This is a genomic window from Rhodococcus sp. NPDC060090, from assembly GCF_042729855.1.
GTDB lineage: Bacteria > Actinomycetota > Actinomycetes > Mycobacteriales > Mycobacteriaceae > Rhodococcus.
The window spans coordinates 421,050-445,728 of record NZ_JBHWXB010000001.1 but is presented as its reverse complement, the minus strand read 5'-3'; the positions used below and the strand labels follow the sequence as shown (position 1 = coordinate 445,728).

At 63.5% G+C, this 24,679-nt stretch carries 26 protein-coding genes; 14 read left to right on the top strand and 12 right to left on the bottom strand.

All coding sequences use genetic code 11. The features are described from left to right. Positions 1-31 precede the first annotated feature (31 nt). Genes ACFWCF_RS01920 through ACFWCF_RS01910 form a run of 3 tightly spaced genes read left to right on the top strand, consistent with a single transcriptional unit; the run spans position 32 to position 4,471 of the window. A complete protein-coding gene (locus tag ACFWCF_RS01920) occupies positions 32-1,342 on the top strand; it encodes an NtaA/DmoA family FMN-dependent monooxygenase (RefSeq protein ID WP_378556466.1) in 1,311 nt (436 codons plus the stop codon). 34 nt (positions 1,343-1,376) lie between these two features. Beyond that, positions 1,377-3,236 (top strand): flavin-containing monooxygenase, encoded by a 1,860-nt coding sequence (locus ACFWCF_RS01915; protein ID WP_378556463.1) that lies wholly within the window; start codon positions 1,377-1,379, stop codon positions 3,234-3,236. Next, entirely contained in the window at positions 3,233-4,471 is a 1,239-nt protein-coding gene (locus ACFWCF_RS01910) for a cytochrome P450 (RefSeq protein WP_378556460.1), read from the top strand. Before ACFWCF_RS01915 ends, ACFWCF_RS01910 begins: the two co-directional genes overlap by 4 nt. A gap of 18 nt (positions 4,472-4,489) precedes the next feature. Here ACFWCF_RS01910 and ACFWCF_RS01905 read toward each other — a convergent pair whose 3' ends face one another. After that, positions 4,490-5,299, bottom strand: a complete 810-nt coding sequence (locus ACFWCF_RS01905; RefSeq protein WP_378556456.1) for an SDR family NAD(P)-dependent oxidoreductase — start codon at positions 5,297-5,299, stop codon at positions 4,490-4,492. Positions 5,300-5,474: 175 nt separating this feature from the next. On the opposite strand from ACFWCF_RS01905, the gene ACFWCF_RS01900 reads away from it, so the two are divergent. Further along, complete coding sequence (locus ACFWCF_RS01900) at positions 5,475-5,975, top strand: polyketide cyclase (protein WP_378556453.1); 501 nt, start codon at positions 5,475-5,477, stop codon at positions 5,973-5,975. A gap of 68 nt (positions 5,976-6,043) precedes the next feature. Here the strand turns inward: ACFWCF_RS01900 and ACFWCF_RS01895 are convergent, their stop codons facing one another. After that, positions 6,044-6,208 carry a hypothetical protein gene (locus ACFWCF_RS01895; RefSeq protein ID WP_378556450.1) on the bottom strand — a complete coding sequence of 55 codons (165 nt, stop codon included), beginning with the start codon at positions 6,206-6,208 and terminating at the stop codon, positions 6,044-6,046. Between ACFWCF_RS01895 and ACFWCF_RS01890 the strand changes: the two genes are divergently transcribed. Then, the gene (locus tag ACFWCF_RS01890) at positions 6,164-6,373 is read left to right on the top strand and encodes a carboxymuconolactone decarboxylase family protein (RefSeq protein WP_378556679.1); all 210 of its coding nucleotides are present in this window, start codon (positions 6,164-6,166) and stop codon (positions 6,371-6,373) included. The two genes, ACFWCF_RS01895 and ACFWCF_RS01890, sit on opposite strands and share 45 nt — an antisense overlap. 10 nt (positions 6,374-6,383) lie before the next feature. On the opposite strand, the gene ACFWCF_RS01885 is transcribed toward ACFWCF_RS01890, so the two are convergent. Further along, the gene (locus ACFWCF_RS01885; protein ID WP_378556447.1) at positions 6,384-7,220 is read right to left on the bottom strand and encodes a class I SAM-dependent methyltransferase; all 837 of its coding nucleotides are present in this window, start codon (positions 7,218-7,220) and stop codon (positions 6,384-6,386) included. Positions 7,221-7,514: 294 nt separating this feature from the next. Between ACFWCF_RS01885 and ACFWCF_RS01880 the strand changes: the two genes are divergently transcribed. The 3 genes from ACFWCF_RS01880 (at position 7,515) to ACFWCF_RS01870 (ending at position 8,696) form a co-directional block, all read left to right on the top strand. Continuing rightward, on the top strand, positions 7,515-7,784 hold the full coding sequence (locus ACFWCF_RS01880) for a TetR family transcriptional regulator C-terminal domain-containing protein (protein ID WP_378556444.1): 270 nt from the start codon (positions 7,515-7,517) through the stop codon (positions 7,782-7,784). A gap of 232 nt (positions 7,785-8,016) precedes the next feature. Continuing rightward, positions 8,017-8,262, top strand: a complete 246-nt coding sequence (locus tag ACFWCF_RS01875; RefSeq protein ID WP_378556441.1) for a hypothetical protein — start codon at positions 8,017-8,019, stop codon at positions 8,260-8,262. Positions 8,263-8,387: 125 nt separating this feature from the next. After that, positions 8,388-8,696: a monooxygenase gene (locus tag ACFWCF_RS01870; protein WP_378556438.1), complete on the top strand. Its 309-nt coding sequence runs from the start codon at positions 8,388-8,390 to the stop codon at positions 8,694-8,696. Here the strand turns inward: ACFWCF_RS01870 and ACFWCF_RS01865 are convergent. Beyond that, on the bottom strand, positions 8,662-8,799 hold the full coding sequence (locus ACFWCF_RS01865) for a hypothetical protein (RefSeq protein ID WP_378556435.1): 138 nt from the start codon (positions 8,797-8,799) through the stop codon (positions 8,662-8,664). The genes ACFWCF_RS01870 and ACFWCF_RS01865 overlap by 35 nt on opposite strands. 87 nt (positions 8,800-8,886) lie before the next feature. On the opposite strand from ACFWCF_RS01865, the gene ACFWCF_RS01860 reads away from it, so the two are divergent. Together ACFWCF_RS01860 and fdxA are read left to right on the top strand one after the other, a co-directional pair. Then, entirely contained in the window at positions 8,887-9,333 is a 447-nt protein-coding gene (locus ACFWCF_RS01860) for a LuxR family transcriptional regulator (RefSeq protein WP_378556432.1), read from the top strand. Between the two features lie 107 nt (positions 9,334-9,440). Then, complete coding sequence (fdxA, locus tag ACFWCF_RS01855; RefSeq protein ID WP_378556429.1) at positions 9,441-9,761, top strand: ferredoxin; 321 nt, start codon at positions 9,441-9,443, stop codon at positions 9,759-9,761. 146 nt (positions 9,762-9,907) lie between these two features. Here the strand turns inward: fdxA and narI are convergent, their stop codons facing one another. From narI to ACFWCF_RS01830, 5 genes are all read right to left on the bottom strand, one after another. Further along, positions 9,908-10,657, bottom strand: coding sequence for a respiratory nitrate reductase subunit gamma (gene narI / locus ACFWCF_RS01850; protein WP_378556676.1), 750 nt, complete (start codon positions 10,655-10,657; stop codon positions 9,908-9,910). Continuing rightward, the gene (gene narJ / locus ACFWCF_RS01845) at positions 10,657-11,313 is read right to left on the bottom strand and encodes a nitrate reductase molybdenum cofactor assembly chaperone (RefSeq protein ID WP_378556426.1); all 657 of its coding nucleotides are present in this window, start codon (positions 11,311-11,313) and stop codon (positions 10,657-10,659) included. The genes narI and narJ overlap by 1 nt, the downstream gene beginning before the upstream one ends. Then, complete coding sequence (gene narH, locus ACFWCF_RS01840; protein ID WP_378556423.1) at positions 11,310-12,911, bottom strand: nitrate reductase subunit beta; 1,602 nt, start codon at positions 12,909-12,911, stop codon at positions 11,310-11,312. Before narH ends, narJ begins: the two co-directional genes overlap by 4 nt. Next, positions 12,911-16,615, bottom strand: coding sequence for a nitrate reductase subunit alpha (locus tag ACFWCF_RS01835; RefSeq protein WP_378556420.1), 3,705 nt, complete (start codon positions 16,613-16,615; stop codon positions 12,911-12,913). The genes narH and ACFWCF_RS01835 overlap by 1 nt, the downstream gene beginning before the upstream one ends. A 260-nt stretch (positions 16,616-16,875) precedes the next feature. Next, positions 16,876-17,643 carry a succinate dehydrogenase iron-sulfur subunit gene (locus ACFWCF_RS01830; RefSeq protein ID WP_378556418.1) on the bottom strand — a complete coding sequence of 256 codons (768 nt, stop codon included), beginning with the start codon at positions 17,641-17,643 and terminating at the stop codon, positions 16,876-16,878. Positions 17,644-17,987: 344 nt separating this feature from the next. Here ACFWCF_RS01830 and ACFWCF_RS01825 point away from each other — a divergent pair, with 344 nt between their 5' ends. After that, positions 17,988-19,595, top strand: a complete 1,608-nt coding sequence (locus ACFWCF_RS01825; protein WP_378556416.1) for an AMP-binding protein — start codon at positions 17,988-17,990, stop codon at positions 19,593-19,595. An 86-nt stretch (positions 19,596-19,681) separates the two neighbouring features. On the opposite strand, the gene ACFWCF_RS01820 is transcribed toward ACFWCF_RS01825, so the two are convergent. After that, positions 19,682-20,008 carry a hypothetical protein gene (locus tag ACFWCF_RS01820; RefSeq protein ID WP_378556414.1) on the bottom strand — a complete coding sequence of 109 codons (327 nt, stop codon included), beginning with the start codon at positions 20,006-20,008 and terminating at the stop codon, positions 19,682-19,684. Positions 20,009-20,235: 227 nt separating this feature from the next. Between ACFWCF_RS01820 and ACFWCF_RS01815 the strand changes: the two genes are divergently transcribed. Together ACFWCF_RS01815 and ACFWCF_RS01810 are read left to right on the top strand one after the other, a co-directional pair. Further along, positions 20,236-21,669: an MFS transporter gene (locus tag ACFWCF_RS01815; RefSeq protein WP_378556411.1), complete on the top strand. Its 1,434-nt coding sequence runs from the start codon at positions 20,236-20,238 to the stop codon at positions 21,667-21,669. A 64-nt stretch (positions 21,670-21,733) separates the two neighbouring features. After that, positions 21,734-22,420, top strand: a complete 687-nt coding sequence (locus tag ACFWCF_RS01810) for a GntR family transcriptional regulator (RefSeq protein WP_378556408.1) — start codon at positions 21,734-21,736, stop codon at positions 22,418-22,420. Here the strand turns inward: ACFWCF_RS01810 and ACFWCF_RS01805 are convergent. Beyond that, a complete protein-coding gene (locus tag ACFWCF_RS01805; protein WP_378556405.1) occupies positions 22,406-22,819 on the bottom strand; it encodes a DUF2510 domain-containing protein in 414 nt (137 codons plus the stop codon). The two genes, ACFWCF_RS01810 and ACFWCF_RS01805, sit on opposite strands and share 15 nt — an antisense overlap. Before the next feature lie 261 nt (positions 22,820-23,080). Here ACFWCF_RS01805 and ACFWCF_RS01800 point away from each other — a divergent pair, with 261 nt between their 5' ends. Then, positions 23,081-23,518, top strand: coding sequence for a DUF4383 domain-containing protein (locus ACFWCF_RS01800; protein WP_378556673.1), 438 nt, complete (start codon positions 23,081-23,083; stop codon positions 23,516-23,518). 6 nt (positions 23,519-23,524) lie between these two features. Here the strand turns inward: ACFWCF_RS01800 and ACFWCF_RS01795 are convergent, their stop codons facing one another. Then, the gene (locus ACFWCF_RS01795; protein WP_378556402.1) at positions 23,525-24,577 is read right to left on the bottom strand and encodes a glucose 1-dehydrogenase; all 1,053 of its coding nucleotides are present in this window, start codon (positions 24,575-24,577) and stop codon (positions 23,525-23,527) included. Positions 24,578-24,679: the final 102 nt, after the last annotated feature.

The following is a 24,679-nucleotide window of genomic DNA, read 5'->3' as shown; positions in this document are numbered from 1 at the left end:
TCGATGCCACCTCTGATCTGAAGGACGCCCCATGACGACTCGGCGTTATCTCCATCTGAACCTCGTCGGCAACGACATCAACCTCCACATGGGGGCTCCCTCGTACGAACAGCAGCACCACGCCGGTACGGCGCTCATAGACCCGTTCGAGCGGCTGATGACCTACGGCCACCTCGGCGATGAAGGGCTCTTCACCGCGATCTTCCTCGGCGACGTACCCGGCATGCCGAACTCACCCGCATTCGACGGAGGGCCGGCCGAGCCGATCACCGCGCTGACCGCGATGGCCCGCGAGACCAAGTACGTCGGTCTCATCGCCACCGCATCCACGACGTTCTACGACCCGTACACACTCGCACGCCTCATCGCCTCGCTCGACCAGGCATCCGACGGACGAGCCGGGCTCAACGCGGTCACCACCGTCGGCGACGCGCTTGCACTGAACTACAGCAAGACCAGCCACCCCGACCGCGAGACCCGATACCGGCGCGCCACGGAATTCCTCGACGTCACCGAAGCCCTCTGGGCCAATCGGGAGGTGCGCCGCGACCCCGATGGCGTCACGCGCTACTACGCCTCGCCGATCAACCACAAGGGCGAGTCCTTCAGCGTCATCGGCCCGCTCAACGTCGCGCCGAGCCGTCAGGGCCGACCATTGGTCGCGCAGGCGGGTGGATCCGGTCCTGGCATCAAGGTCGCCGCGCGGCACGCCGACATGGTGTTCACTGCAGCATCCAACCGGGAGCGCGCGGCCGCATACCGGGAGGATCTCGACAAGGCGCTCGCCGACGCAGGACGCCCCGTCGGGAGCGTCCCGGCAGTGCCCGGCCTCATTCCCTATGTCGCGCGCACTGCGAAGGAGGCCGAGGAGCAGATGCTCGCCCTGGACGAGTTCGTCCCGTGGGAACTCCTCGCGCCGAAAGTGCTGGTGCAGTTCGGGTTGGAGCCGATTTCGTTCGACAGTGTCGAAGACCGGTTCCCTTTCGAGAAGATGCCGAAGCCGGCCGATGTCGAGAAGACCATCAAGAGCACCTTCGGGAACTACGTCGGTCTCTACGACTGGATCGAGGCACATCCCGGCGCCACGGTCCGCCAGGTCACGGCCCAGTCGCTCGGTCGGGGCGGTGCCCAGCACCGTAAGTTCGTCGGGTCGTACGACGACATCGTCGACGATTTCGAGGCGTGGTACGACGACGGCAACGTCGGAGGGTTCAACCTCATGTTCCCTGTCGGCCCGGCATCGATCCGCGACTTCATCGACGAGGTGATTCCCCGCATGATCGATCGCGGGATCTACCGATCGACCCCCGACGACCGGCCGCTGCGCGAACGCTTCGCATGAGCAGCAACCTGCCGAGAAGCGAAAGGAACCGAGTATGCCGGAGACGTTGACGCCGCCGGGACCGAAACCCGAAGGCTTCGACCCGGATTGGGTGCGGGCCAAGCACGCTTACGAGCGTGACAAGCGGCTCCGACGCGACGGTGTCGAGCAGTTCGTCGAAGTCACTGCCGAATTCTCGCACTGGGAGGACGATCCCTACGCCGAACGTGTCGAGCGCGATCCGGTGACCGACGAGGTCGAGATCCTGATGATCGGCGCCGGACTCGGTAGCCTGATCGCCGCGGCACGGATGCGTGAGGCGGGCCTCGACGACATCAGGCTGCTCGACCGGGCCGGCGGTGTCGGCGGAACCTGGTACTGGAACCGCTATCCGGGCGTCCAATGCGACATCGAGTCGTACATCTACATGCCGCTCCTGGAAGAACTCGGCTACGTCCCCACCCAGAAGTACGCGTACGGCACCGAGATCCGTGAGCATCTGGAGGCGATCGCGCACAAGTACGACCTGGTGCGCGACGCGCTCTTCCACACCACCGTCACGGAGATGGTGTGGGACGAAGCGGACGAACGCTGGATCGTGGAGACCGATCGCGGCGACCACATCCGCGCCCGGATCGTGGTGGTCTCACCGGGTTCGCTTGTACGTCCGAAACTTCCTGGCATTCCCGGAATCAACGAGTTCGAAGGCCATACCTTCCACACCAGCCGCTGGGACTACGCGTACACCGGGGGAGGCGAGTCCGGTGAGCTGACCGGGCTGCAGGACAAGTCCGTGGGCGTCGTCGGCACGGGCGCCACCGGTCTGCAGGTGGTGCCCCATCTCGGTCGATGGGCCCAGCAGCTCTATGTCTTCCAGCGCACACCGAATGCCGTCGACGAACGGGGCAACAAACCCACCGACCCCGAGTGGGCCGCGAATCTCGAGCCCGGATGGCAACGCGAGCGGATGGAGAACTTCACCCGTTACACCGCGGGCATGGAAAGCCACACCGACCTCGTCGACGACGGCTGGACCCGCGTGGCATCCGAGGTCACCAAGACCGCGATCCAGCAGGAGAACGACCGCCGCGGCACACCGATGACCCCGGAGGAGATCGGCGAGTTCCTGTTCGAGTCCGACTACAAATCCATGGAGCGTGTGCGCACCAGAATCGACTCCATCGTCACCGACAAGGCCACCGCCGAGGCACTCAAGCCCTGGTACAAGAGGCTCTGCAAGCGCGTCGGGTTCCACGACGAATTCCTGCCCACGTTCAACCGTGACAACGTCGAACTCGTCGACACCGACGGGCGCGGAATCGAGCGACTGACCCGCGACGGTGTGGTCGTCGGCGGCAAGGAATACAAGGTCGACGCGCTGATCTTCGCAACGGGATACGACGTCAGCAGCAGCTACACCCGTCGCGCCGGGTTCGACATCATCGGCCGCGACGGCATCCACCTGAGCGACAAGTGGAAAAGCGGACCGCGCACCTTCCACGGCCTGCAGTCCAACGGATTCCCCAACTGCTTCTTCCTCGGATACACGCAGACCGGTATCGCGAACAACTACACGCACACCGCAGAGGAACGCGCCCGCCACCTCGTCTATCTGCTTCAGCAGCGCGTCGAGCGGGGCGCCACCACGATCGAGGCCGACCTCGAGGCGGAAGACGGTTGGGTCGCCACCATGAAGGACCTCTCCAAGCCGGGTCAGGCCTTCTACGCGGACTGCACCCCCAGCTACCTCGACAACGAGGGCGACAGCGGCAATCCCGACGGGCTCGTCGCAGCCAACTACGGGGGCGGTCCGATCCAGTTCTTCGACATGCTGGCCCGGTGGCGGGACAGCGGAGAGATGGACGGCGTCACGCTCTCGTTCCCCAATCATGGTTACGGAGAGAAAAATACATGACAGAGAATTCCACGACCGGCGTCGATGAGGCCGTGCTGAACTTCCCCGTCGAACGCGACGCGCGCTGCCCGTTCGACGTCCCGGCAGAACTCATCGACTCGGCGGCCAACCGGCCACTGAGGCGCGTCCGCATCTGGGATGGCAGCACGCCGTGGCTGGTCACCGGAAACGCCGAATTACGTGTGCTGGCACTGGATCCCCGCATCAGCACCGACGATCGCCTGACAGGTTTCCCGCACTGGAATGCGGGCAGGGCGGCGATCGCTCCGATGCGACCCGACAGCATCTTCAACACCGATGGGCCCGGGCACCTGAGACTCCGGCGCATGATGACACGTACCTTCTCGTACAAGCGTGTCGAAGCGCAGCGCGAAAAGATCCAGCAGGTCACCGACAAGCTCATCGACGACATGCTCGCCGGGCCGAATCCGGTCGACCTCGTACCGGCATTGGGTCTGCCGCTTCCGTCGTTCATGATCTGCGAGCTGCTCGGAGTTCCCTACGACAATCATGATTTTTTCCAGGAACACGCTTCGGCGGCGATGGATCGTTACGCCACGCCGGAGCTGCAGGAGCGACTGTTCACGGCGATGCGCGGTTACATGCGCGAGGTCATCGAAGAGCGACTTGCTTCCTCGGAGGAGTCGACGGGTGTGATTGCGGAGTTCGCCGACAACATTCGTGCGGGCGACATGACGATCGACGAGGGTGTCGCGCTTGCCAACGGACTGCTGTCGGCCGGGCACGAGACCAGCGCCGGCATCATCTCACTCGGAACGCTGGCGCTCCTCCAGAATCCCGAGCAGCTCGAGCTCCTGCGCAACAACGACGATCCCAAGGCCATCGCCACTGCAGTCGAAGAACTCCTGCGATACCTGAGCATCGTCCACAACGGGCAGCGTCGGATTGCTCTGGCAGACATCGAGATCGGTGACGTCGTGATTCGTGCCGGTGAGGGTGTTGTTCTCGACTATTCCGCGGGCAGCTGGGATGCGCGGACTTTCGACGAACCGCGCCGGCTCGACGTGGCTCGGGCGGGGAACAAGCATCTCGCCTTCGGATTCGGTCCGCACGGCTGCATCGGTCAGCAGCTCGCCCGCGTCGAACTTCAGGTCGCGTTCTCCACGCTCATACGCCGCATCCCGACCCTGAAGCTCGCCGTCCCCATCGAACAGATCGAGTTCAAGCACGATCGGCTCGCCTACGGTGTCTACTCCCTGCCCGTGAGTTGGTGATGGCAGGGAGTTCCGACTTCAGCTCTGACCCGGCGTCGTCATCGTGCTGCCCGCGGCTGTGCCGCCGTCGACACGCAGGACAGCGCCGGTGACGTAGGCGGCGCGGTCGCTGGCCAGATAGACGGCGGCCTCGGCCGCGTCGTCGACCGTGCCCTCGCGGTTGAGAGGCCGCTTCTTCGACTGCGTGGTGCGCACGCTCGCGATCATCGCCTCGCGCTCCTCGCCCTCGAGCTCGGTGGTCGAAGACGCCAGCAGTGTTGTCGGGATGCTCCCCGGTGCAAGGCAGTTCACGCGGATCCCGTGGACACCGAGGTCGATGGCCGCCGACTTCGTGAAGTGGATGACGGCGGCTTTGGACGCCCGGTACGTGATTACTCCTCGGCCGGCCATGATGCCGCCGATCGAGGACGTGTTGATGATCGATCCGCCACCGTTCGCCGCCATGTATTTGGCTGCTGCCTGCGTACCCACCATCACGGCGCGCAGGTTGATGGCGAAAATCTTGTCGAAGGCTTCGAGGTCGTCATCGAGGAAGCTGGCATGGATCGGGCCGGAAATACCGGCGTTGTTGACCAGTACGTCGAGACCCCCGAATGTCTGTACCGCGAAGTCAACCAGCGCTCGCACCTGGTCGATGTCGGAAACATCGGTTTCCCGGAACACCGCTGCGGGGGCGAGGGCGTCGGCCAGTGCCTTACCTTCGTCGCGATTCACATCGGCAATCACAACGCGAGCGCCTTCGCGGACGAAGTGTTCGACCGTCGCGCGACCGATTCCAGTGGCTCCACCTGTGACGATGGCTGTCTTGCCGGTGAGTTCTGAAGACATGTAGGCACTCTCGCATCTCGGACGGTTCGACGTTCACGGCATCCAACTACTGGACGCATTGTCTATGAAGAATCGTTCTCTGCCAAGGGCCGCTGTCGAGGGACGGTTGCAATGTCAGATGACGAGAGCACACTGGTAACCAACCGGCGCCGGAATGCCAACCAGGGGAGAGCACATGATCGGAGATAGGTGGGGCGTCACCGACGAGGAGATCGCCCGCCACTACCCGTGCGACGATATCGTCCCCTCGCCGAGTCTGGCGGCATGGCGAGGCATCAGCGTGAAGGCTCGACCTGAGGCGGTGTGGCCGTGGGTGACGCAGATCCAGTGGGCGCCGTATGCGTACGACTGGATCGACAACCTCGGTAAACGCTCACCGCAGCGGCTGCTGGGTTTCCCGCAACCGGTACCCGGCGACCACTTCACCAGCACGGCGGGTCGTCCGCAAGGGCGGGTGTTGTCGATCGAAACACAGGTGCATTACACGGGCCGCATCATGGGTGGTGTCCTGTCGTACGTTCTCGTACCAGCCGGCGACGACACCACTCGTTTGCTGATGAAGGTCGTCATGAGCGGGAACCGGTGGCTTGCTCCCGTGGTCTCCGTCGGCGACCTTGTGATGGCTCGACGGCAACTGCGTAACCTCAAGGCGCTTGCGGAGGCAGATCCGGCGTGATGCCGGTTCACGCCGGGCTCGAGGCCTTACGCTGAGATCAGCATGTACCGCTCGTCTCGGAAGGAACGTCATGGCGCATCCACGACACCGACGATCTGAAGTACCTCGCTGAACTCGGGAAAGAAGCCCCGGAAGAATTCGCGGCCTGGGCACGCCTCGACGGCGTCGTCGGTCGCGATGACGGTGAGATCCCCCGAGAATATCGAGAGCTGATCGCGCTTGCCTGCGCTCATGTCACGCAGTGCGTGTACTGCATCGACGTGCACGCGGGTACCGCGAAGAAAGCCGGTGCGACACGCGCAGAGGTAGCAGAGGCTGGACTCATCGCCGCGGCGCTAAGAGCCGGGGCGGGGGCCACGCACGCCGCACTTGCGCTGAAGCGGTTCGACGCGCACTGAGCGTCGCAGCTCAGGAACGCGAACGTCGCGCGACCACGGCGAAGGTCAGGGGAATCCGTGGTGACCCTTCGGGAAGTGTCCATCCCTGGTCGCACGGGATGAGTTCGGCGAATGCAGGCCAATCCATGTGGGGAAACTCGGCGAGGGTTTCGATCGTGAGTCCGGCGTCGAGCAGCGAACCGACGACTTCACTCAGGTCGTGACGCCACTCGTGGTTGGTGACGTGCTCGACTTCCCTCGGGCCGTCGGTGTATGTGCCGGCATCTTCGTAGGTGCGGGCACCTCCGCCGCTGAGATAGTCGTCCTTGATTTCCCAGGGTTCGAATGCCATTGCTCCGAGGATGGGGTGATCGTCGCGGATCATGAACACTCCGCCCGGTTCGAGGAGGTCGTGGATGGACTGTGCCCACGCGGCGAGGTCCGGGAGCCAGACTATCGTTCCTGTACTGGTCACGACGACGTCGAAGCAGCGGTCGATCAGCGTCGAGGCATGACGGGCGTCGCTCTCTACCCACGTGATGTTGTGGCCATCGGCGTCGGCGATCCGCCTTGCGTGGCGTAGCGAGTTGGGCGAGAAGTCGAGGCCGTGAACGTCGGCGGCGCCGAGTCGTGCCCACGAGATGGTGTCGATGCCGATGTGGCACTGCAAGTGCAGCAACGAGAGGTCGCTGACGCCGGGTTCCGGCAAGTGGGGTGCCAGCACTGCGAGGTCCTTGCGAACGACGCCGGAAATCCTCGTCGGATCGGTCAGGAAGCCCTCGACGTCGTACATCTCCGACCGAACATGGATGTCGGCACGATCGTCCCAGTTGGCCTGGTTGCTGGTGATGGCTTTCGCCTCGTTCATGACTGCCCCTTCGCAGTGTCGGACGACCACATCCTTGTATCACGCGTGTGATATTTCCGGCCAGGGATTCAGAGTGGGACGATACCTGTGCAGATCGATCCCGACGAGCGGCGCCGCGATATCACCGAAGCGGCCCTGCGTCTGGTTGTTTGCGGAAGGTATTGCAGCCGTGACTTTTCGGAAGGTAGTCGCGGAGTCCGGTTTGAACATCGGGTCTGTGCGTCACTACTTTGCTGATCACCGTCCCTGGTCGTTGCGACGGTGACTGCGGCGGGCGGGGGTCATCTGATTTCCGTGCTCGAGGAACTGGTTCCATTGGATGATGGGAGAAGCAGGGAAGCCGTCATCTTGATGGAGGTCATCACCGCCGCCCGGATCAACCCTGCATTCGCTCCGGTGACAAGTCGGATGGCGGCAGACCTCGACACCGTCCTTGTTGAAGCGCTGAATATGATGCGCGTCAAGCAGCCCGAGATGGAAGCGGCTCGCCTGGCCGCGCTCATTGCCGGTCTGTCTCTGAATGTCACCACTCCACACGGGAAGGTTGATCCGGAAACAATCTGATCCGTGCTCCGAGGGCACGTTGCGGAACTCTGCCATGAAAGCGGATCGCATCGCAGCGATTAATGGGAACGTACATTCGATTCTAGGTAGTGTGTGGGATGCGCGGGCCGGCGAGGCGTCATGTCTGGGAAGCATCGGCCCGCGTCCACCGGGGTAAGCGGCACCGTAACAATCAGAACAATGCCGACGATTTAGTGCCGACCGTGTAAACCGTGAGAAGGGCACTTGTTTCATGAAGCGTAGATTTGCTGCTGTCGTCATGGGTTGCGCTGCTGCCGCCCTGATTGTGCCGGGGGCGGCGAATGCGGTGCCGACGGGAAGTGCCGGTTCGGGCAGTGCTCAGATGGTGCCCATCTATCTCGACATACTGCCCCGCCTCGCGCAGGCTGCAGTCAATTGCCTCATCGACGGTACGCCGATGCAGCTGTGTGGCTATACCGGCATGGACTACGACTCGATGCCGGTTGTCGGGGGCTGACTTCCGGTCGCGCCACGCTCCATAGGCGGCCGAAATGATGGTTGGTGTACCGATATTTCGTGCACCAACTATCTATGCTGCACTTCGCGCCGACTCGCGTTGGCCGCCGACGAGGAGCCGCAGCCATGCCCTACCTACTGCAGATGGACTTTCCCACCGAAGGCCCGTTCGGGCCGGCGATGACCGAGGCGTTCACCGAACTGGCCGAGAGCATCAACGACGAACCCGGATTCCTCTGGAAGGTGTGGACGGAGAACTCCGATACAGGGGAGGCCGGTGGCGTCTACCTGTTCGAGTCGCGCGAAACTGCGCAACGCTACCTCGACAAGCACACCGGGCGATTGGGCGGCTTCGGTATCACGGCCAAGATCTTCGAGGTCAACGAAGCCTTGTCCGCGATCAACCACGCGCCGGTCGACCCAGCGCAACGCTGATGATCTCCGCGCTGGGGATGTGCAGCGTGCCGGCCGCGCGCGTGCCGGTTTCGGTGAGGTAGCGATCGACGAGGTGGTTACCCACCACATAACCACCTCCCATGGCCCCATCACCCTGGCAAGCGACACAGGGCCCCGAAGGATGGAATCGATTCGGCACCAATATTACCGCCGAGAATGGGGCATCAGCATGAACAAGACAGCGGTGGGTGCCGCGCTGCCGTCGGACGTGCAAGCCCCGCACCGCGGCATCCTGCAATACGTACTCTCGTCAGCTACCGGAAACAGCATAATGTGTCGTATGAACAAGATGTCTATTGAGGCCCTTTCACGAGAATTGCACGACAAGGCTGCAGCGACGGGCAAGAAGGTTGTGTCCTCGACCGTGTTCGGCGGAAATGAGAAAAGCCTTCGACAAACACTCGTCGTGCTGTGCGCAGGGGCACAGATGGGCGAGCACGATAGTCCCAAAGAGGCCACTATCTACGTGATCTCCGGGAGAATCCTGCTGGAAACGCCGCCGGGTTCGTGGCACGGACGCGCTGGTGCCCTGCTGATCATGTCGCCGGGAAGGAGCACGATCACTGCAACTGAGGATTCCGTCCTCCTGTTGTCCGTCGCCATGGCGTCCCGGTAGATGGTAGAGGGATTATCTGCGGTACGTGCTGTGGGTGACACGCACCCTGCGTCGAATGGGTAGAGGTCGGCCCTGTGGCGTACACGAAACAGTCGGAGGTTGAGAGAATGACATATGTGATCGCCGAACCGTGCGTAGATGTGTTGGACCGAGCATGTGTCGAAGAGTGCCCGGTCGATTGCATCTATGAGGGTACGCGGATGCTTTACATTCATCCCGATGAATGCGTCGACTGTGGGGCTTGTGAGCCGGTGTGCCCGGTCGAAGCGATTTTCTATGAAGACGATACCCCCGAAGTATGGGTCGGTTATATCGCGGCCAACGCCGATTTCTTCGGCGAACTCGGCTCGCCGGGTGGAGCGTCACGGGTCGGACCCACCGAACACGACCCGGAGTGGATCAAGACACTGCCGCCGAGCGGCGATTGACTCGCCCAGCGGCCGTACACCGATCTACCACGGAGGCGCTTCTCCCACAGTCCGATCCACATACACGCTTCGAACGTGTCGGACTGAAGGGCGGGCGGGAGTGAGATGGTCTCGACGAGACGAGGCACTTTCCGAACTGTGGGAGTTCACCTTCGCCGCGGGATCGTGTCCACCTTGTCCCAGCCCCGCCGCCGGGCCCGCGAGCCCTCATGGTCGTCGCGACTGCGATAGACGATCAGCGGCCGGAACAGATAATTCAGCGGGACCGTGAATGCGTGCACGAGGCGCGTGAAGGGCCACAGGGCGAACAACAGGATTCCGAGGACCGCATGGATTTGGAAGTTGATCGGGGCGCCGACCATGTAGGTCGGGTCGGGCGTGAACGCGAAGATGCTGCGGAACCACAGTGACACGCCTTCGCGGTAGTTGTAGCTGCCCTCGACCGCAGTCCCGGTGTTGACCAGCCCGGCCACGATCGTCACCACGAGCATGAGGTACATGAGCTTGTCCATGGGGGTGGTCGCACCGAGGACGGATTTGGTGAATCGGCGACGGTACAACAATCCCACCAGGCCGGCAAGCGTGAACACGCCCGCGATTATGCCCAGCAGGACCGCGAAGAAATGGTAGACACCCTCCGGGAGGCCGATGGCATCGGTCCATGTCTGCGGGATGCCGAGGCCCACCACGTGCCCCAGAACGACGGCCAGGATACCGAAGTGGAACATCGGGTTGGCCCAGCGAAGGATGCGGTTCTCGTACATCTGGCTCGAGCGGGACGTCCATCCGAACTTGTCGTACCGGTAGCGCCAGAGGTGGCCGAGTACGAATGTGGTCAGGCACACGTAGGGAAGGACCAGCCACAGGAAGACCTCCCATATCGAAACATCTGCCATCATCGGCCTCCGGGTATCGGCTGTAGTTCGGGGGCGCCGTACGGGTCCAACCCCACCTGCTCTTCCACCGGCCCCTCGGCGATGAGCTGCTCGACGGCCTTGTGGTCCCGCCCCTTGAGCGGAGGCAGCGTGCTGCACACCGTCTCCAGGGCGCCCCGCCAGGGCGACGAAATGTCCGTCAAATGCAGGCGCAGCAACTCCAGACCCGCACGGTTGTCCAAAATGATCTTCAGACCGGCCTTCTGGTCTGTGGTCGCGGCGAACTCCAGCACCACGCACAGATGGTCGGGGAGCTGCTCGTCGGTGAGTATCAGCCCTGCTCGCGTGTACACCTGCTTGATGCGTAGCAGAGCCAACCCTCGACTGCGGGTGTCACCGTTGGAGAAATAGGTGAGAAACAGGCACCCACGGCGACGCGTGTCGAAGGTGTCGACGTACTCACTCTGCAGTTCTCTCAGCGGACGCGCACGCAGGTACCCGAGGGTGTCGTGCAAGTCGCGTCCGAGCCTTCGCGGCAGACTTGCCGCCACCTGCTCGAACAGCTCGAGCCGAGCCCGCAGCCGTTCGTCGGGATAGTCCAGCAGTATCGAAGCCGATTGCCATGCTCGGGCGAGTTCGTCAGCGGAGTATTTGAGCTTCGGTACCCGCGGGGTCATGATGTCGGTCCGGGGAAAATGCCGTCGGGCGTACCCGCGCCGTCCCAATCGAGCAGGTTGATCCGTACCCCTTCCGGGCGGTCGATGCCGTGTGAGTCTTTACCGACGGTGGGTAATGTGCCGCCGGGCGGGCCGCCCATTCCGGGTCCGCCATCGACGTCGAGGGAACATTCGGTGGCGATGTTCTCCAGCTTGTGTGCGTCCTCGTAGTGCGCGGGCGGGATCACGTACCGCTCGTCGTACTTGGCAATCGCGAGCAGCCGGTACATATCCGTCATCTCCTGGCCGGTCAGGCCGACCGATTCCGGGATGGACTCCTGGGCAGGCGATCCCATGTTGATATCGCGCATGTACGAGCGCATCGCGGCCAGCTTGCGCAGCACACCGTCGACGACGCCGGTGTCCCCGGCTGTGAACAGCTCGGCGAGATACTCGCTGGGGATCCGTAGTGAGTCGATCGCGGCAAACAGGTTGTCCTTGCCCTCGGCATCCTCGCCTGTCTCGCCGACCGCATCGACGACCGGCGACAGCGGCGGTATGTACCAGACCATGGGCATGGTCCGGAATTCCGGGTGCAGTGGCAGCGCCACTTCGTACGTGTTGATCAGCGCCCAGATCGGGGAACGCTGTGCATACTCGATCCAATCGTCGGGGATGCCCGCCTCCTGCGCCTGCCGGACCACCTCAGGGTCGTGTGGGTCCAGGAAGACGCCACGCTGCGCCTCGTAGAGGCCCTGCTCTTCCCGGGTCGACGCGGCGTCGAGCACTTTGTCGGCGTCGTAGAGCATCAGCCCCAGATAGCGCAGGCGCCCCACACACGTCTCGGAGCAGATCGTGGGCTCGCCGATCTCGATGCGCGGATAGCAGAAGGTGCACTTCTCAACCTTGCCGGTCTTGTGGTTGAAATACATCTTCTTGTAGGGGCAGCCGCTGACGCACTGGCGCCAACCGCGGCACCGTTCCTGATCGACCAGGACGATGCCGTCCTCTTCACGCTTGTAGATCGCGCCGGTGGGGCACGAGGCCACGCACGACGGGTTCAGGCAGTGTTCGCAGATCCGCGGCAGGTAGAACATCACCGACTGCTCGTATTCCAGTTTGACCTTGTCGCCGATCTTCTCGAGGATCGGGTCGTTGCGGGTGTTCTCCACCGAACCCGCGAGGTTGTCGTCCCAGTTCGGTGACCATGTCACCTTCGTGTCCTCGCCGGTGAGAAGCGACTTGGGCCGCGCCACCGGCATATGCTGCTGGGCCGGGGCGGTGGTGAGATTCTCGTAGTCGTACGTCCACGGCTCGTAGTAATCCTGGAAGCCGGGGAGGGTGGGGTTGGAGAAGATGGTGAGAAGGTTCTTCAGCCGGCCCCCCGCCTTGAGCTTCAGCCGTCCGCGCTTGTCGAGTTTCCATCCGCCCTTCCAGCGTTCCTGATTCTCGTAGGTGCGCGGATACCCCTGGCCCGGGCGGGTCTCGACGTTGTTGAACCAGATGTGCTCAGCGCCGGAACGGTTCGTCCACACCTGCTTGCAGGTCACTGAACAGGTATGGCAACCGATGCACTTGTCCAGGTTCATCACCATCGCCATCTGCGCCATGATCCGCATCAGTACCTCACTTCCTGGCTGCGGCGGCGGATCACCGTGACCTCGTCACGCTGATTGCCGGTGGGGCCCATGTAGTTGAATGCGTAGGTCAGCTGCGCATAGCCGCCGATCATGTGCGTAGGCTTGATCATCAACCTGGTCAACGAATTGTGGTTTCCTCCTCGCTGTTCGGTCGTGTCTGATATCGGCATGTCGATCAACCGGTCCTGAGAGTGGTACATGTACACCGTCCCCTCCGGCATGCGGTGCGACACGATGGCGCGGGCGTTGACCACACCGTTGCGGTTGACCGCCTCGACCCATTCGTTGTCCCGGACGCCGATCTTCGCGGCGTCCTGCGGGCTCATCCAGATCCCTGGTCCACCCCGGAACAGCGAGAGCATCAGCAGGTTGTCCTGGTATTCGGAGTGGATCGACCACTTGTTGTGCGGGGTGAGGTACCGCACGGTGATGCCGTGTCCGGGGGTGTCGCCGATGGCGGGCTCGTCGAACAGCGCCGTCATGTCCAGGGGCGGGCGGAACGTAGGCAGGTTCTCCCCCAACTCCATGATCCAGTCGTGGTCGAGGTAGAAATGTTGGCGGCCGGTCAGCGTGTGCCACGGTTTGTGCCGTTCGACGTTGATGGTGAACGGCGAGTACCGTCGCCCCCCGGTCTCGGACCCGGACCATTCCGGCGACGTGATCACCGGCTGCGGGCCGTTCTGGGTGTCGGCGAAGGTGATCCGCTTGCCCTCGTGCTCGGCGGACAGGTCGTGCAGGTGCGTGCCGGTACGCTTCTCGAGGGTCTTGAATCCCTCGGTGGCGAGGCGACCGTTGGTGGTTCCGGACAGGGCCAGGACCATCTCGCAGGCCTGGTCGGCCTCGCGGATGTTCGGCCGGCCGTCCGCCGGGCCTCCGCGGACGACTCCGTTCTTCTGCTTGAGGTGCTCGATTTCTTTGCGCACGTCATAGGTGATGCCCTTGGTGGTGGCTCCCAGGGTGTCCATCAGGGGCCCGACCCCCCGCATCATCTGGCCGACGGCCGTGTAATCGCGTTCGACCTCGATGAGCTTGGGCATCGTGACCCCTGGCTCGGGGTCGCACTCACCGTACTTCCAGTCCCGCACGCGCCCGTGCGGGCAGGCCATGGCGTCCGGGGTGTCGTGGGTCAGGGGCGCGGCGACGAGGTCGGTCTGTGTGCCGAGATGCTTGACAGCGAGTGTGCTGAACACCTGTGAGATCTGTTGCCAGGTGTCCCAGTCCGTCCGGGACTGCCACGGAGGGGGGACGGCGGGATTGAACGAGTTGACGAACGGGTGCATGTCGGTGGTGGACAGATCATGTTTTTCATACCAGGTGGCCGCCGGCAGAATCACATCGGACAGCAGGGTGGAACTGGTCATACGGAAATCCAGCGTGACCATCAGGTCGAGCTTGCCGATCGGCGCTTCGTCCCGCCAGACGACTTCGGTGGGACGGAAACGTTCGGCGGTCTCCTCGGCACTGATCGTATGTGAGGTGCCCAGAAGGTGATTGAGGAAGTACTCGTTGCCCTTGGCGGAGGAGCCGAGCAGGTTGCTGCGCCACAGTGACAGCACCCGTGGGAAATTCTCGGGGGCGTCGGGATCCTCGGCGGCGAACTTCAACCGTCCCGCCACGAGTTCGTCCACCACGTATTGCGCCGTGGACTTGTCTTGCAGCCGGGCCTGAGGCGCGAGGATCAGCGGGTTGCGGTCGAACGTGGGGTACGACGGCATCCAACCCAAGCGTGCGGACTTCGCGATCACGTCCGCAGTGGTCATTCCGGCCAACTGTCCCTGCCCGGTCCGCGCGGACAAGGTGTCCGCGCCGAACTGGTCATATCGGAACTGGTCGGTGTGCAGATACCAGTAGGCGGTCTGCACCATGTTCCGCGGCGGTCGTAGCCAGTCCAACCCGTTTGCCAGCTGTGTGTATCCGGTGAGCGGCCGCACCTTCTCCTGCCCGACGTAGTGGGCCCACCCGCCGCCGTTGACGCCCTGGCAGCCGGTGATCGTCGTGAGGGTCAAGAACGTCCGATAGATGGTGTCCGAATGGAACCAGTGATTGGTGCCGGCCCCCATGAGGATCATCGAGCGCCCCCGGGATTCTGCTGCGTTCCGGGCGAACTCGCGGCCGATACGTTCGGCGGACTCCGCTTTGACACCGGTGATGCCCGCCTGCCATGCGGGCGTGTAAGGAGACTCGGCGTCGTCATAGCCGGTGGGCCACTGTCCGGGCAGTCCCGGGCGGCCGACACCATACTGGGCGAGTAGCAGGTCGAACACGGTGGTCACCAGCCGGCCGCCGATCCGCCGGACAGGAACCCCGCGTCGGATGACGCCCGGCTGTCCCTGCGCCGAATCGAAGCGCGGCATGTCGACGGTGACGGTCTGGTCGGCGCCGTCGAACACGGACAGCTGCGGATCGATATCGCCCAGCAGGAGGTTCCAGCGGCCCTCGTCGGACTCGCCGTAGCGGTGGCCGAGCGTCCCAGGCGGTACCGTCGGCCTTCCGGTGGCCGCATCGATCAGCACTGTCTTGAACTCGGCGTGCTCGCCGGCGTCGCCGATATCGTCGGGCAGATCCGAGGCCGTCAGGAACTTGCCGGCCGTGTGGGTCACGGCGCCGTCCGCGTCGCGGGCCTCATCGAGGGTCACCAGGAACGGCAGGTCCGTGTACGTCTTCACGTAGTCGGTGAAGTACGGGGTCTGCGTATCGACGAAGAACTCCTTGAGCACCACATGGCCCATCGCCATCGCCAGCGCGCCGTCCGTGCCCGGCTCAGCGGGCAGCCACTCGTCGGCGAACTTGGTGCTATCGGCGAAATCGGGGGAGACGACGACGACCTTCTGCCCGCGGTATCGGGCCTCGACCATCCAGTGCGCGTCGGGGGTGCGCGTGACCGGCACGTTGGTGCCCCAGATCATCAGGTAGGTCGAGTCCCACCAGTCGCCGGATTCGGGTACGTCGGTCTGGTCTCCGAACACCTGGGGGGATGCCACGGGCATGTCGGCGTACCAGTCGTAGAAGCTGAGCATCGACCCGCCGATCAGGTTGACGAAGCGGGCGCCGGAGGCTTGCGAGATCATCGACATTGCGGGGATCGGGGAAAAGCCCGCGATACGGTCGGGACCCCACTTGCGGATGGTGTGCACATGCGCGGCAGCGACGATCTCGATGGCCTCATCCCAGTGCGCGCGCACCAGGCCGCCCTTGCCGCGGGCGCGCTTGTACCGCCTGGCGCGATCCGGGTCCTCGGTGATGTCGGCCCAGGCAAGGACCGGGTCGCCCAGCCGCTCCCGGGCCTCGCGGTACATCTCGAGCAGCACGCCGCGGATGTAGGGGTAGCGAGTCCTGGTGGGCGAGTAGGTGTACCAGGAGAACGAGGCGCCGCGGGGGCAGCCGCGCGGCTCGTACTCGGGCTTGTCGGGACCAGTGGTGGGATAGTCGACGGCCTGAGTCTCCCAGGTGATCAGGCCGTCCTTGACATAAACGTTCCATGAGCACGAGCCGGTGCAGTTCACGCCATGAGTGGACCGGACCATCTTGTCGTGGCTCCAGCGGTCCCGGTAGAAGGCGTCACCCGAGCGCCCCCCGATCTTGGTCAGAGTGCGCTCGTCGGGTGAGACCAGCTCATTTTTTCTGAAGAAGTGCCGGGTCTTGATCAGTGCGGATGTCAGTTCGCTGTTGATGGAGTTGCTCATGACACTCCTTCTCCCCGGTACCGTCGGCCAACGCGAATAATGAGACACGGGTACCAAATTCGAAGGCCGGTCCGTATACGGACATTTCACCGAGAGTTGCCATGACGGACGCTAGCAGGTGACGACACTTTTCGAGTGCTGTTCCCGAAAGACGCATGGATCCAGAGATGAATAACGACTGTGTGCATGAAACCCGGAACTACAGTTCCGGTTTCAATCCCGATGAAACGTTGGGTCGATAGCCTGACCGATAATCGAGGTTAACGGACCACGGCCTTGCGGCTGAACAGCAGGGCGCGTTTGACTTCGGTGATTGCTCGGGTCACCGCGATGCCTCGCGGACACGCTTGCGTGCAGTTGAAGGTCATCCGGCAACGCCACACCCCATCGACACCGTTGAGGATCTCCATCCGTTCCCCGGCGCCTTCGTCTCGACTGTCGAAGATGAAGCGGTGCGCGTTGACGATGGCGGCCGGCCCGAAGTAGCTGCCATCCGCCCAATACACGGGGCAGGCACTCGTGCAGCAGGCGCACAGAATGCACTTGGTGGTGTCGTCGAATCGCGCGCGATCGGCTTGGGACTGGATTCGCTCACGCTCCGGTTCCCGGCCCGACGTCTTCAGGAACGGTTTGATCTGTCGGTATGCGTCGAAAAACGGCTCCATATCGACGATGAGGTCCTTCTCGACAGGTAGTCCTTTGATGGGCTCGATCGTGATGGTGGTGGGTTTGCCGTCCTTGGGCAGGATGTCTCGCATCAGGACCTTGCAGGCCAGTCGGTTGATGCCGTTGATCTGCATCGCATCCGAGCCGCACACTCCGTGTGCACATGAACGGCGGAAGGTCAGCGTTCCATCGATATAGCCCTTGGCGTACAGGAGAAGGTTGAGCACCCGGTCTGTCGGCAGAGCGGGGACCACGAAGTTCTCCCAGCCTGCTGCGTCCGGATTTTCGGGGTTGAACCGCCGAATTTTCAGCGTGACCATCACGGCGCCATCCGGCACAGGAAGATTATCCGATTCAGGCATGCCACCCGCTCCGTCGGTTTGGTGTATCCACGTGCTACCTGATAAAGGGTAGTGGTACTACATATGTCGGCGAATCAAAACCGTCATCTTTCGCGCGTGCCACGCTCCATAGGCGGCCGAAATGATGGTTGGTGTGCCGATATTTCGTGCACCAACCATTATTTGGTGCACTTCTACCGCGCCGACTCGCGTTGGCCGCCGACGACGACCGAGGCCGGATCCCACACGACCTCGGGTAATGGCCTTCCATGACGAATCCCCGCAAAGCCTTCCCCTCAGGTGAAACGTGTTCTAGATTCTGGGGCAGGGTTCACCGGAATGGATGGTTGCAGGAGGGATGCGCAGTGAAGTTCAACCTTGCTGATGTTTTCGAGACGACCGCGGCCGCGGTGCCGGATCGCATAGCGCTCACCTACGAGGACCTGAACCTCACGTACGCGGAACTGGACGCGGAGGCCAACCGCACCGGACAGCTCTTCGCGCAGGCGGGGATCGCCAAGGATGATCACGTCGCGGTGTTTCTCAAGAACAGCGTCGAGCACGTCACCAGCATCCTCGGTCTCATCAAGATCAGAGCTGTGCCGATCAACATCAACTACCGCTACACACCCACCGAGCTCGAATACATCTTCACCAACTCCGATTCGGTGGCGGTGGTCGTCGAACTTCCCGAACATCAGCAGGTTCTTGCGCCATTGCTCGAGAGCTGTCCGCTCATCCGCACGGTCTTCGTCGTCGGCGAGACCACCGACGAGCTGAAGCAGGCCGCCGAACAGCGCTCCGTCGCCGTGGTCTCTTTTGCCGACGCGCACGAGCTGCCGGCCACCGCAGAGTTTCCGGCGCGCTCGGGGGATGACCTGTACCTGCTCTACACGGGTGGAACCACCGGATACCCGAAGGGTGTCATCTGGCGGCACGACGACTTCTTCCGCAAACCGCTCTCCGGCGGCAACCCGTACGGCGATGAGCCGCGCAAGGACCTCGCCGAAGTGGCGGCGGGAGCGAAGGAATTCCCCGACCTCGCGTTCCTCATCGCTGCGCCCCTCATGCACGGCGCGGCACTGTACTCGCTGTTCACCTTCTTCACGCTCGGCGCACGAGTCGTCCTGAGACGCGAATTCGACCCGAAGAGGGTCGTCGAGGCCATCGAGAAGGACAAGGTGCAGGTGATCCTCATCGTCGGCGACGGCATGGGATTGCCACTGGTCGACGAGATGGAACGCAGGAAGGACGAGATCGACTTCAGCTCGCTGTTCTCCATCACCTCGGGCGGTGCCATCTGGTCGACGAGCGTGCGCGACCGCATGCTCGCGGTGAAGCCGGATCTGTTGCTACGCGACAACTTCGGCGCATCGGAAACGGGTAACGACGGCGCGTTCGACGTCGACGAAGACGGAAACCTGCGAATGCCGCCGACACCCAACATGATCCTCGTCGACGAACGGCTCGAGCCCATCCCGCCGGGCTCGGACGACGTCGGTTACATCGCCCGCATCGGCCACGTTCCGCTCGGCTACTACAAGGACGACGAGAAGACCGCCCAGACCTTCCCGGCACGCGCAGACGGCTCGCGCCTGTCGATCCTCGGCGACATGGGTCGAGTGGAGGCCGACGGCACCATCGTCTTCCTCGGTCGCGGCTCGCAGTGCATCAACACCGGTGGGGAAAAGGTTTTCGCCGAAGAGGTCGAGTCGGCGCTCCATGCGCATCCGTCGGTCGCCGACGCCCTCGTCGTACCCGTGCCGGATGAACGAATGGGACAGGCCGTTGCGGCGGTCGTCGCCATCTACCCGGATGTCGACGAGTTGACTCTGGAGGCTCTCCAGGAGCATTGCCGTAAGTCGTTGGCCGGATACAAGATCCCGCGATCGATCGTTGTGGTCGACGAAGTGAAGCGCACGCCGGCAGGCAAGGCGGACTACCGGTGGGCCACCGCTCAGGCAGCGAAGTAGGTCGTGCGGGTCTGATCGAAAAGTGTGGATCCGAGACCGGATTGCGGGCTCGGATCCACACTTTTTGTGCTGCAAGCAGATTGTGGTCAGAACTGAGAGCGACGGGCGCGACGCTCCGCTTCCGAGAGGGCTCGCCGGACAACGCCCGACAGTGCAACGAACGACTCCAACTGGCTGGATTCCGCAGGTTCGATGTTGTCCAATTCGGCCGAGATCGATTCGCTCTCGCTGCGGAGCTCGGTGGCGAGAGCGCACTGCTCGCTCAGCGACTTAAGCTTTGCCACAGGCCAACTCGCGTCGATGAGTCGGTAGTCGCCACGCTCCTGCAGTCGAACTCCTCGCTCTTCGAGGAAGAGCCGAAGTGCCTCGTTGACTTCGATGGAGCGATCAGTGACCTCGATCCACTTTTGCATAGAGTCGAGCTTCGAGCGCTCACTGCGGCGTTTTCCTGATCCGAACAATGACAACCTCATTCGCACATCCCCCCTTCAATTACAGTGATGATAGCGACAATATTGTGATCTTGTGCGTGGTTCGTTCGGCTCCTTTGTAAGACTGAATGTGCCGTTCGCTCAGGCACGTAGCCGCGCGGCACGACTTCGTGGCGGTTCAGATATCTCGTTGACCTCTTGTATCCAACATGTATTCTAGCGTCGCGATGCGTGTCCGGATGTGGATGTTCGCGCATCACGCGCACCCCACGACACACCTGTGCCGCCGCGGGATGGTCGAACTCGAAGGAAGGGGGGCAGCGTCGATGCCGTCGCCAGCGTTTACGCAAGCCAAGCTGATTACTGCCCAGTTGTTCTCCGGCGCCGGAATTGCCTCCGGATACGCGGTCGGCGGACTGCTCGCCGAACAGATCACCGGACGGACCGCGATGGCCGGATTCGCGCAGATGAGCGTGATCCTCGGTGCCGGCCTTGTCGCCTACCCGCTGGCAGCACTCGCGGCACGCACAGGGCGACGCAGGGCGCTGACCTTGGGATTTGGGGTCGGCACGCTCGGTGCCGCGGTGGTGCTCTTGGCGGTGGCGGTGGAGTTCCTCCCGTTGTTCATGCTCGGGATGATGATGTGCGGATCGGCCACGGCCGCCGGTCTGCAGGCTCGGTATGCCGCTGTCGACGCCGCCGGCCCTGCGGCGACCGGGCGCGCGATGTCCCTGGTGGTGTGGGCGACGACAATCGGGTCGGTGATGGGTCCGAACTTCACCGGACCCGGTGCTCACCTGGGCGAGGCGCTCGGTATGCACCCGCTGGCCGGCCCTTACCTGATCTCGATGGCCGCCTTCGCCCTGGCGGCCTTGGCCGCATCGACCCTGGCGAGTGGCGTCGGCGCGGCCGGGCCGGACGTGACCGTCACGGGCGCCGGCGACGATGCTGCGGCCACGAGTCAGGCCACCGACACGTCGGCACCGCTCGGCCTCGGAGCTGCACTGCGTTTCGTTGCGGCCCGTCCGGTTCCGTTGTTCGCAATCGTCACCATCGTCACCGGCCAGATGATGATGACGAACGTGATGGTGATGACTCCGGTGCACATGCATCATCAGGCGTTCGACCTCGGGGCCATCGGCATCGTGGTGAGCATCCACATCGCCGGGATGTATGCGCTCTCACCGATTTTCGGGTGGATGTCCGACCGCTGGGGCCCCGGCACCGTGATCGCGTCCGGTGTCGTCGTCTTCATCGCGACGATCACCCTCGGCGTCGTCGACGCTCTGGCACCGGTGTCGTCGATGCCGCTGTTGACCGCCGCGTTGCTGCTCCTCGGCGTGGGGTGGTCGATGTTCCTCATCGGCGGCTCAGCGCTGTTGACGGCCTCGGTGCCGCAGCATGCAAAGATCACGCTTCAAGGGGCCTCGGACTCGGCGATGAACCTGGGCGGGGCACTGATGGCAGCCATGGCCGGCACGGTGTTGGCAATGGGTGGCTTCCTGTGGATCAACCTGATGGCCACCGGCGTTCTGCTCATCACGCTGGCATTCGCCGTGAGAGCGGTGCCGTCGATGAAGTGGCCCGGCAGGCCGACGCCCTCCGTCGACGACGAACACCCCCGCGAACGGGTGCAGCCGTGAACCACCTCCGTGCCACGCCGAGTGGTATCCATACCGGACTCAGATCGAGGACGAGGAGCTCAGAGTGACGGCCGACCGAAGTGAGAGCATCAGCGCCTCCGAGCGTGCCTATCAGGTGATCCGCGATCGCATCCTCGACGGCACCCATGCCCCCGACACGATGCTCGGCGAAGCTTCGCTGGCGGCGGACCTCGGGGTCAGCCGCACACCTGTGCGTGTCGCCCTCGCTCGTCTTCAGGACGAGGGGTGGATCGTCATCTACCCCAAGCGCGGGGCGCTGGTCCAAGGGGTGAGCGAGCGGACCGTCGCGGAACTCGCCGACGCCCGGTTCGTGCTCGAGACGACGGCTGTGGACAGGGCCTCGGACGAACTGCGTCAGCGACTGGCGGAGCGTCTCGAACAGTCCATCGACGAGCAACGTGCCGCTTTCGCCGACGGTGACGTCCGTCGATTCATCGATCTCACGCTCCGATTCCATCGGGGTTTCGTGGAAGCAGGTGGCAACACGGTGCTGCTCGAGCTCTACGATCAACTTTCCGACCGGCACCGTTTCGTGCTGTTCGCTTCCGGCGACCGACTCCTCACCCGCTGCGCCGAGATCATCGCCGAGCATGAGCAGCTCACCGAACATCTCCGCGCAGGTAACGCGGCAGAGTTCGCGAGAACGCTACGTGGTCACATCGCGGAGAACGCCCCACCCTCGGCGGTCGGCAGGGAGATGACCGAAGTCGGCAGTTCACTCTGGGACTGACGGCAGATCGGCGGGTGATCCGGGCGCAGCCGGCATATGACCATCGGTGGAAGGCGCCGAAATCGAGCGCGAGTCGGACACGGGCGCAGCCTCGGCCGCCGTGTACCCCCACAGAGCGAACGCTGCTGCGGCGACCACGGTGATGATCACAGCGCGCTTGGCATCGGTGGAGAGCGACAGACGCGCACCGGACCCTGTGCGATGGCCACCGCGCGGTGTATTCGCTCCGCGAGGCCGTTCCGCTCGAGTCCAGTTGTGACCGTTCCACCACCGTTCGATCCGGCGGTAGGAGGGGTCGGGATACCACCCCGGCATCCACGGTCCGGCCGCAACTGCGACGCTGTGGGTCTTCGGAACAGACCAGGCGGCTCGTCGATCGTTCCCTGCGTCCTGTCGCATGAACATTCGCTCCTCGAGTCGCACCGGAATTACGTGCGCTGCCGAAATTCGTGGGCGAACGCTATAGGCAGAGCGACAATGCGTTGTGGAGGGCATGTACCGCAGCCGTCCAGAACATCGTGCCGCTGCTTCCTGCTGTTACATCGAGCAGGGGTTTGCACGTGTAGAACGGGGTTATCCCATCGTGAACAGCGCATCCTGCACCGTCTAGACGGAGGTCAAGCGATGACCACTCCACGCGCTCGCCCAGCGCGGACGTCGATGATTGCCACACCTGTACAGACGGCTTCTCTGGTCGTCGGTGTGGTCTTCCTTCTCGTGGGGATCCTCGGATTCATCCCGGGGATCACCACCGATTACGATCAACTTTCCGGCGCCGGCCATCATTCGGGGGCGATGCTGCTCGGTATCTTCCAGGTGTCGATTCTCCACAACATCGTGCACCTGCTCTTCGGTGTTGCTGGGATCGCTGCGTCGCGCGTCGCGTCGGCGGCTCGGATCTTCTTGCTGGCCGGCGGCATCATCTACCTGGTGTTGTGGATCTACGGGTTGATCATCGACGAGAACAGTTCCGCCAATTTCGTGCCCCTCAACACCGCCGACGACTGGCTGCACTTCGTCCTCGGCACAGGCATGATCGCGCTCGGTATTCTGCTCGTTCGCGAGAGGAGCACTGCTCCCGGTGCGACAGGGCCCTGATCGAAACTACTTCTCCAGATCGATTACTACCTTCACGTCGTCGTCGGCGGGCTCGAACGCCTCCAGCGCACGGCTCAGCGGCACCCGCCTGGTGATCATCGCCTCGAGCCACGCGGGGTCGGCGTCGACGAGCACGTCGGCCGCGGCGCGGTAGTGGCGCAGGTTGGCGTTCACCGATCCGACAACCACATCGTTCTCGAGCACCATGGAGCGGTTCAGCGAACCGGCGTCGATGTCGATCGTTCGTCCGGCTGTCGAGACGCCGGTGAGGCACGTGATGCCATAACGGCGGGTGCCCGCCATCGCGTCGATCACCACCGCACTCGCGCCGGTAGCCTCGACGACGACATCCGGTGTGCACTCGCCGACCACGTCGGTGATGTCTCCGTGGTGATAGGTGGCGCCGAGCCCGCGCACCAATTCGGGCTTCGGGCCGTCTGTCACTCGATCGAACACGTGCACCTCGAGCTTCTTCTGCACTGCGATCAGAGCAGCGAGCAACCCGATCGGGCCGGCACCGGTGATCAGAACCCGCTGAGGTTCGAACCAGCTGCGCCGGCCGATGTAGTCGATCTGTTCCCATGCTTTCGCCACCACGCTGGTGGGTTCGAGCAACATCCCGGTGTGTTCGAGCCGCGGATCGAGGTGCACCGCGTAGTCGGGTTCCACTGTCCACAGGGCGCTGCCGTATCCGTCGAGCTCCTTGATGCCGCGTTCCCGATAGCGACCGTTGCGGCACATGTCGAACTCGCCATGAGCGCAGGCGCCACACGGCTGCGGATCGGGACGGCGCACCACGCCGACCACCAGGTCGCCGTCGGCGAAACCGGACCCCTGCGGTGCCTGGACCACGCGGCCGAGAGATTCGTGTCCGAGGATCAACCGTTCCCGGCCAGGTGGGGCCCATCCGTAGTCGCCGCGGGCGATCTCCTTGTCGGTGCCGCACACTCCGAGTGTGATACCGTGCACGAGCAGCTCCCCGTCGCGGGGGACGGCGTCGGGCACCTGCTCGACCTGGAGTGAATCATTGCGTCCGGGAATGAGTGTCAACGCTCTCATCGGTCGCTCCTGATCTGCCATTCATTTGATTTCGTGCACCGCGACATCCGGATCGCCTCATCGCGGCTCCAGAGCTCATTTCAGATCCGGCCCGCGCCCGTG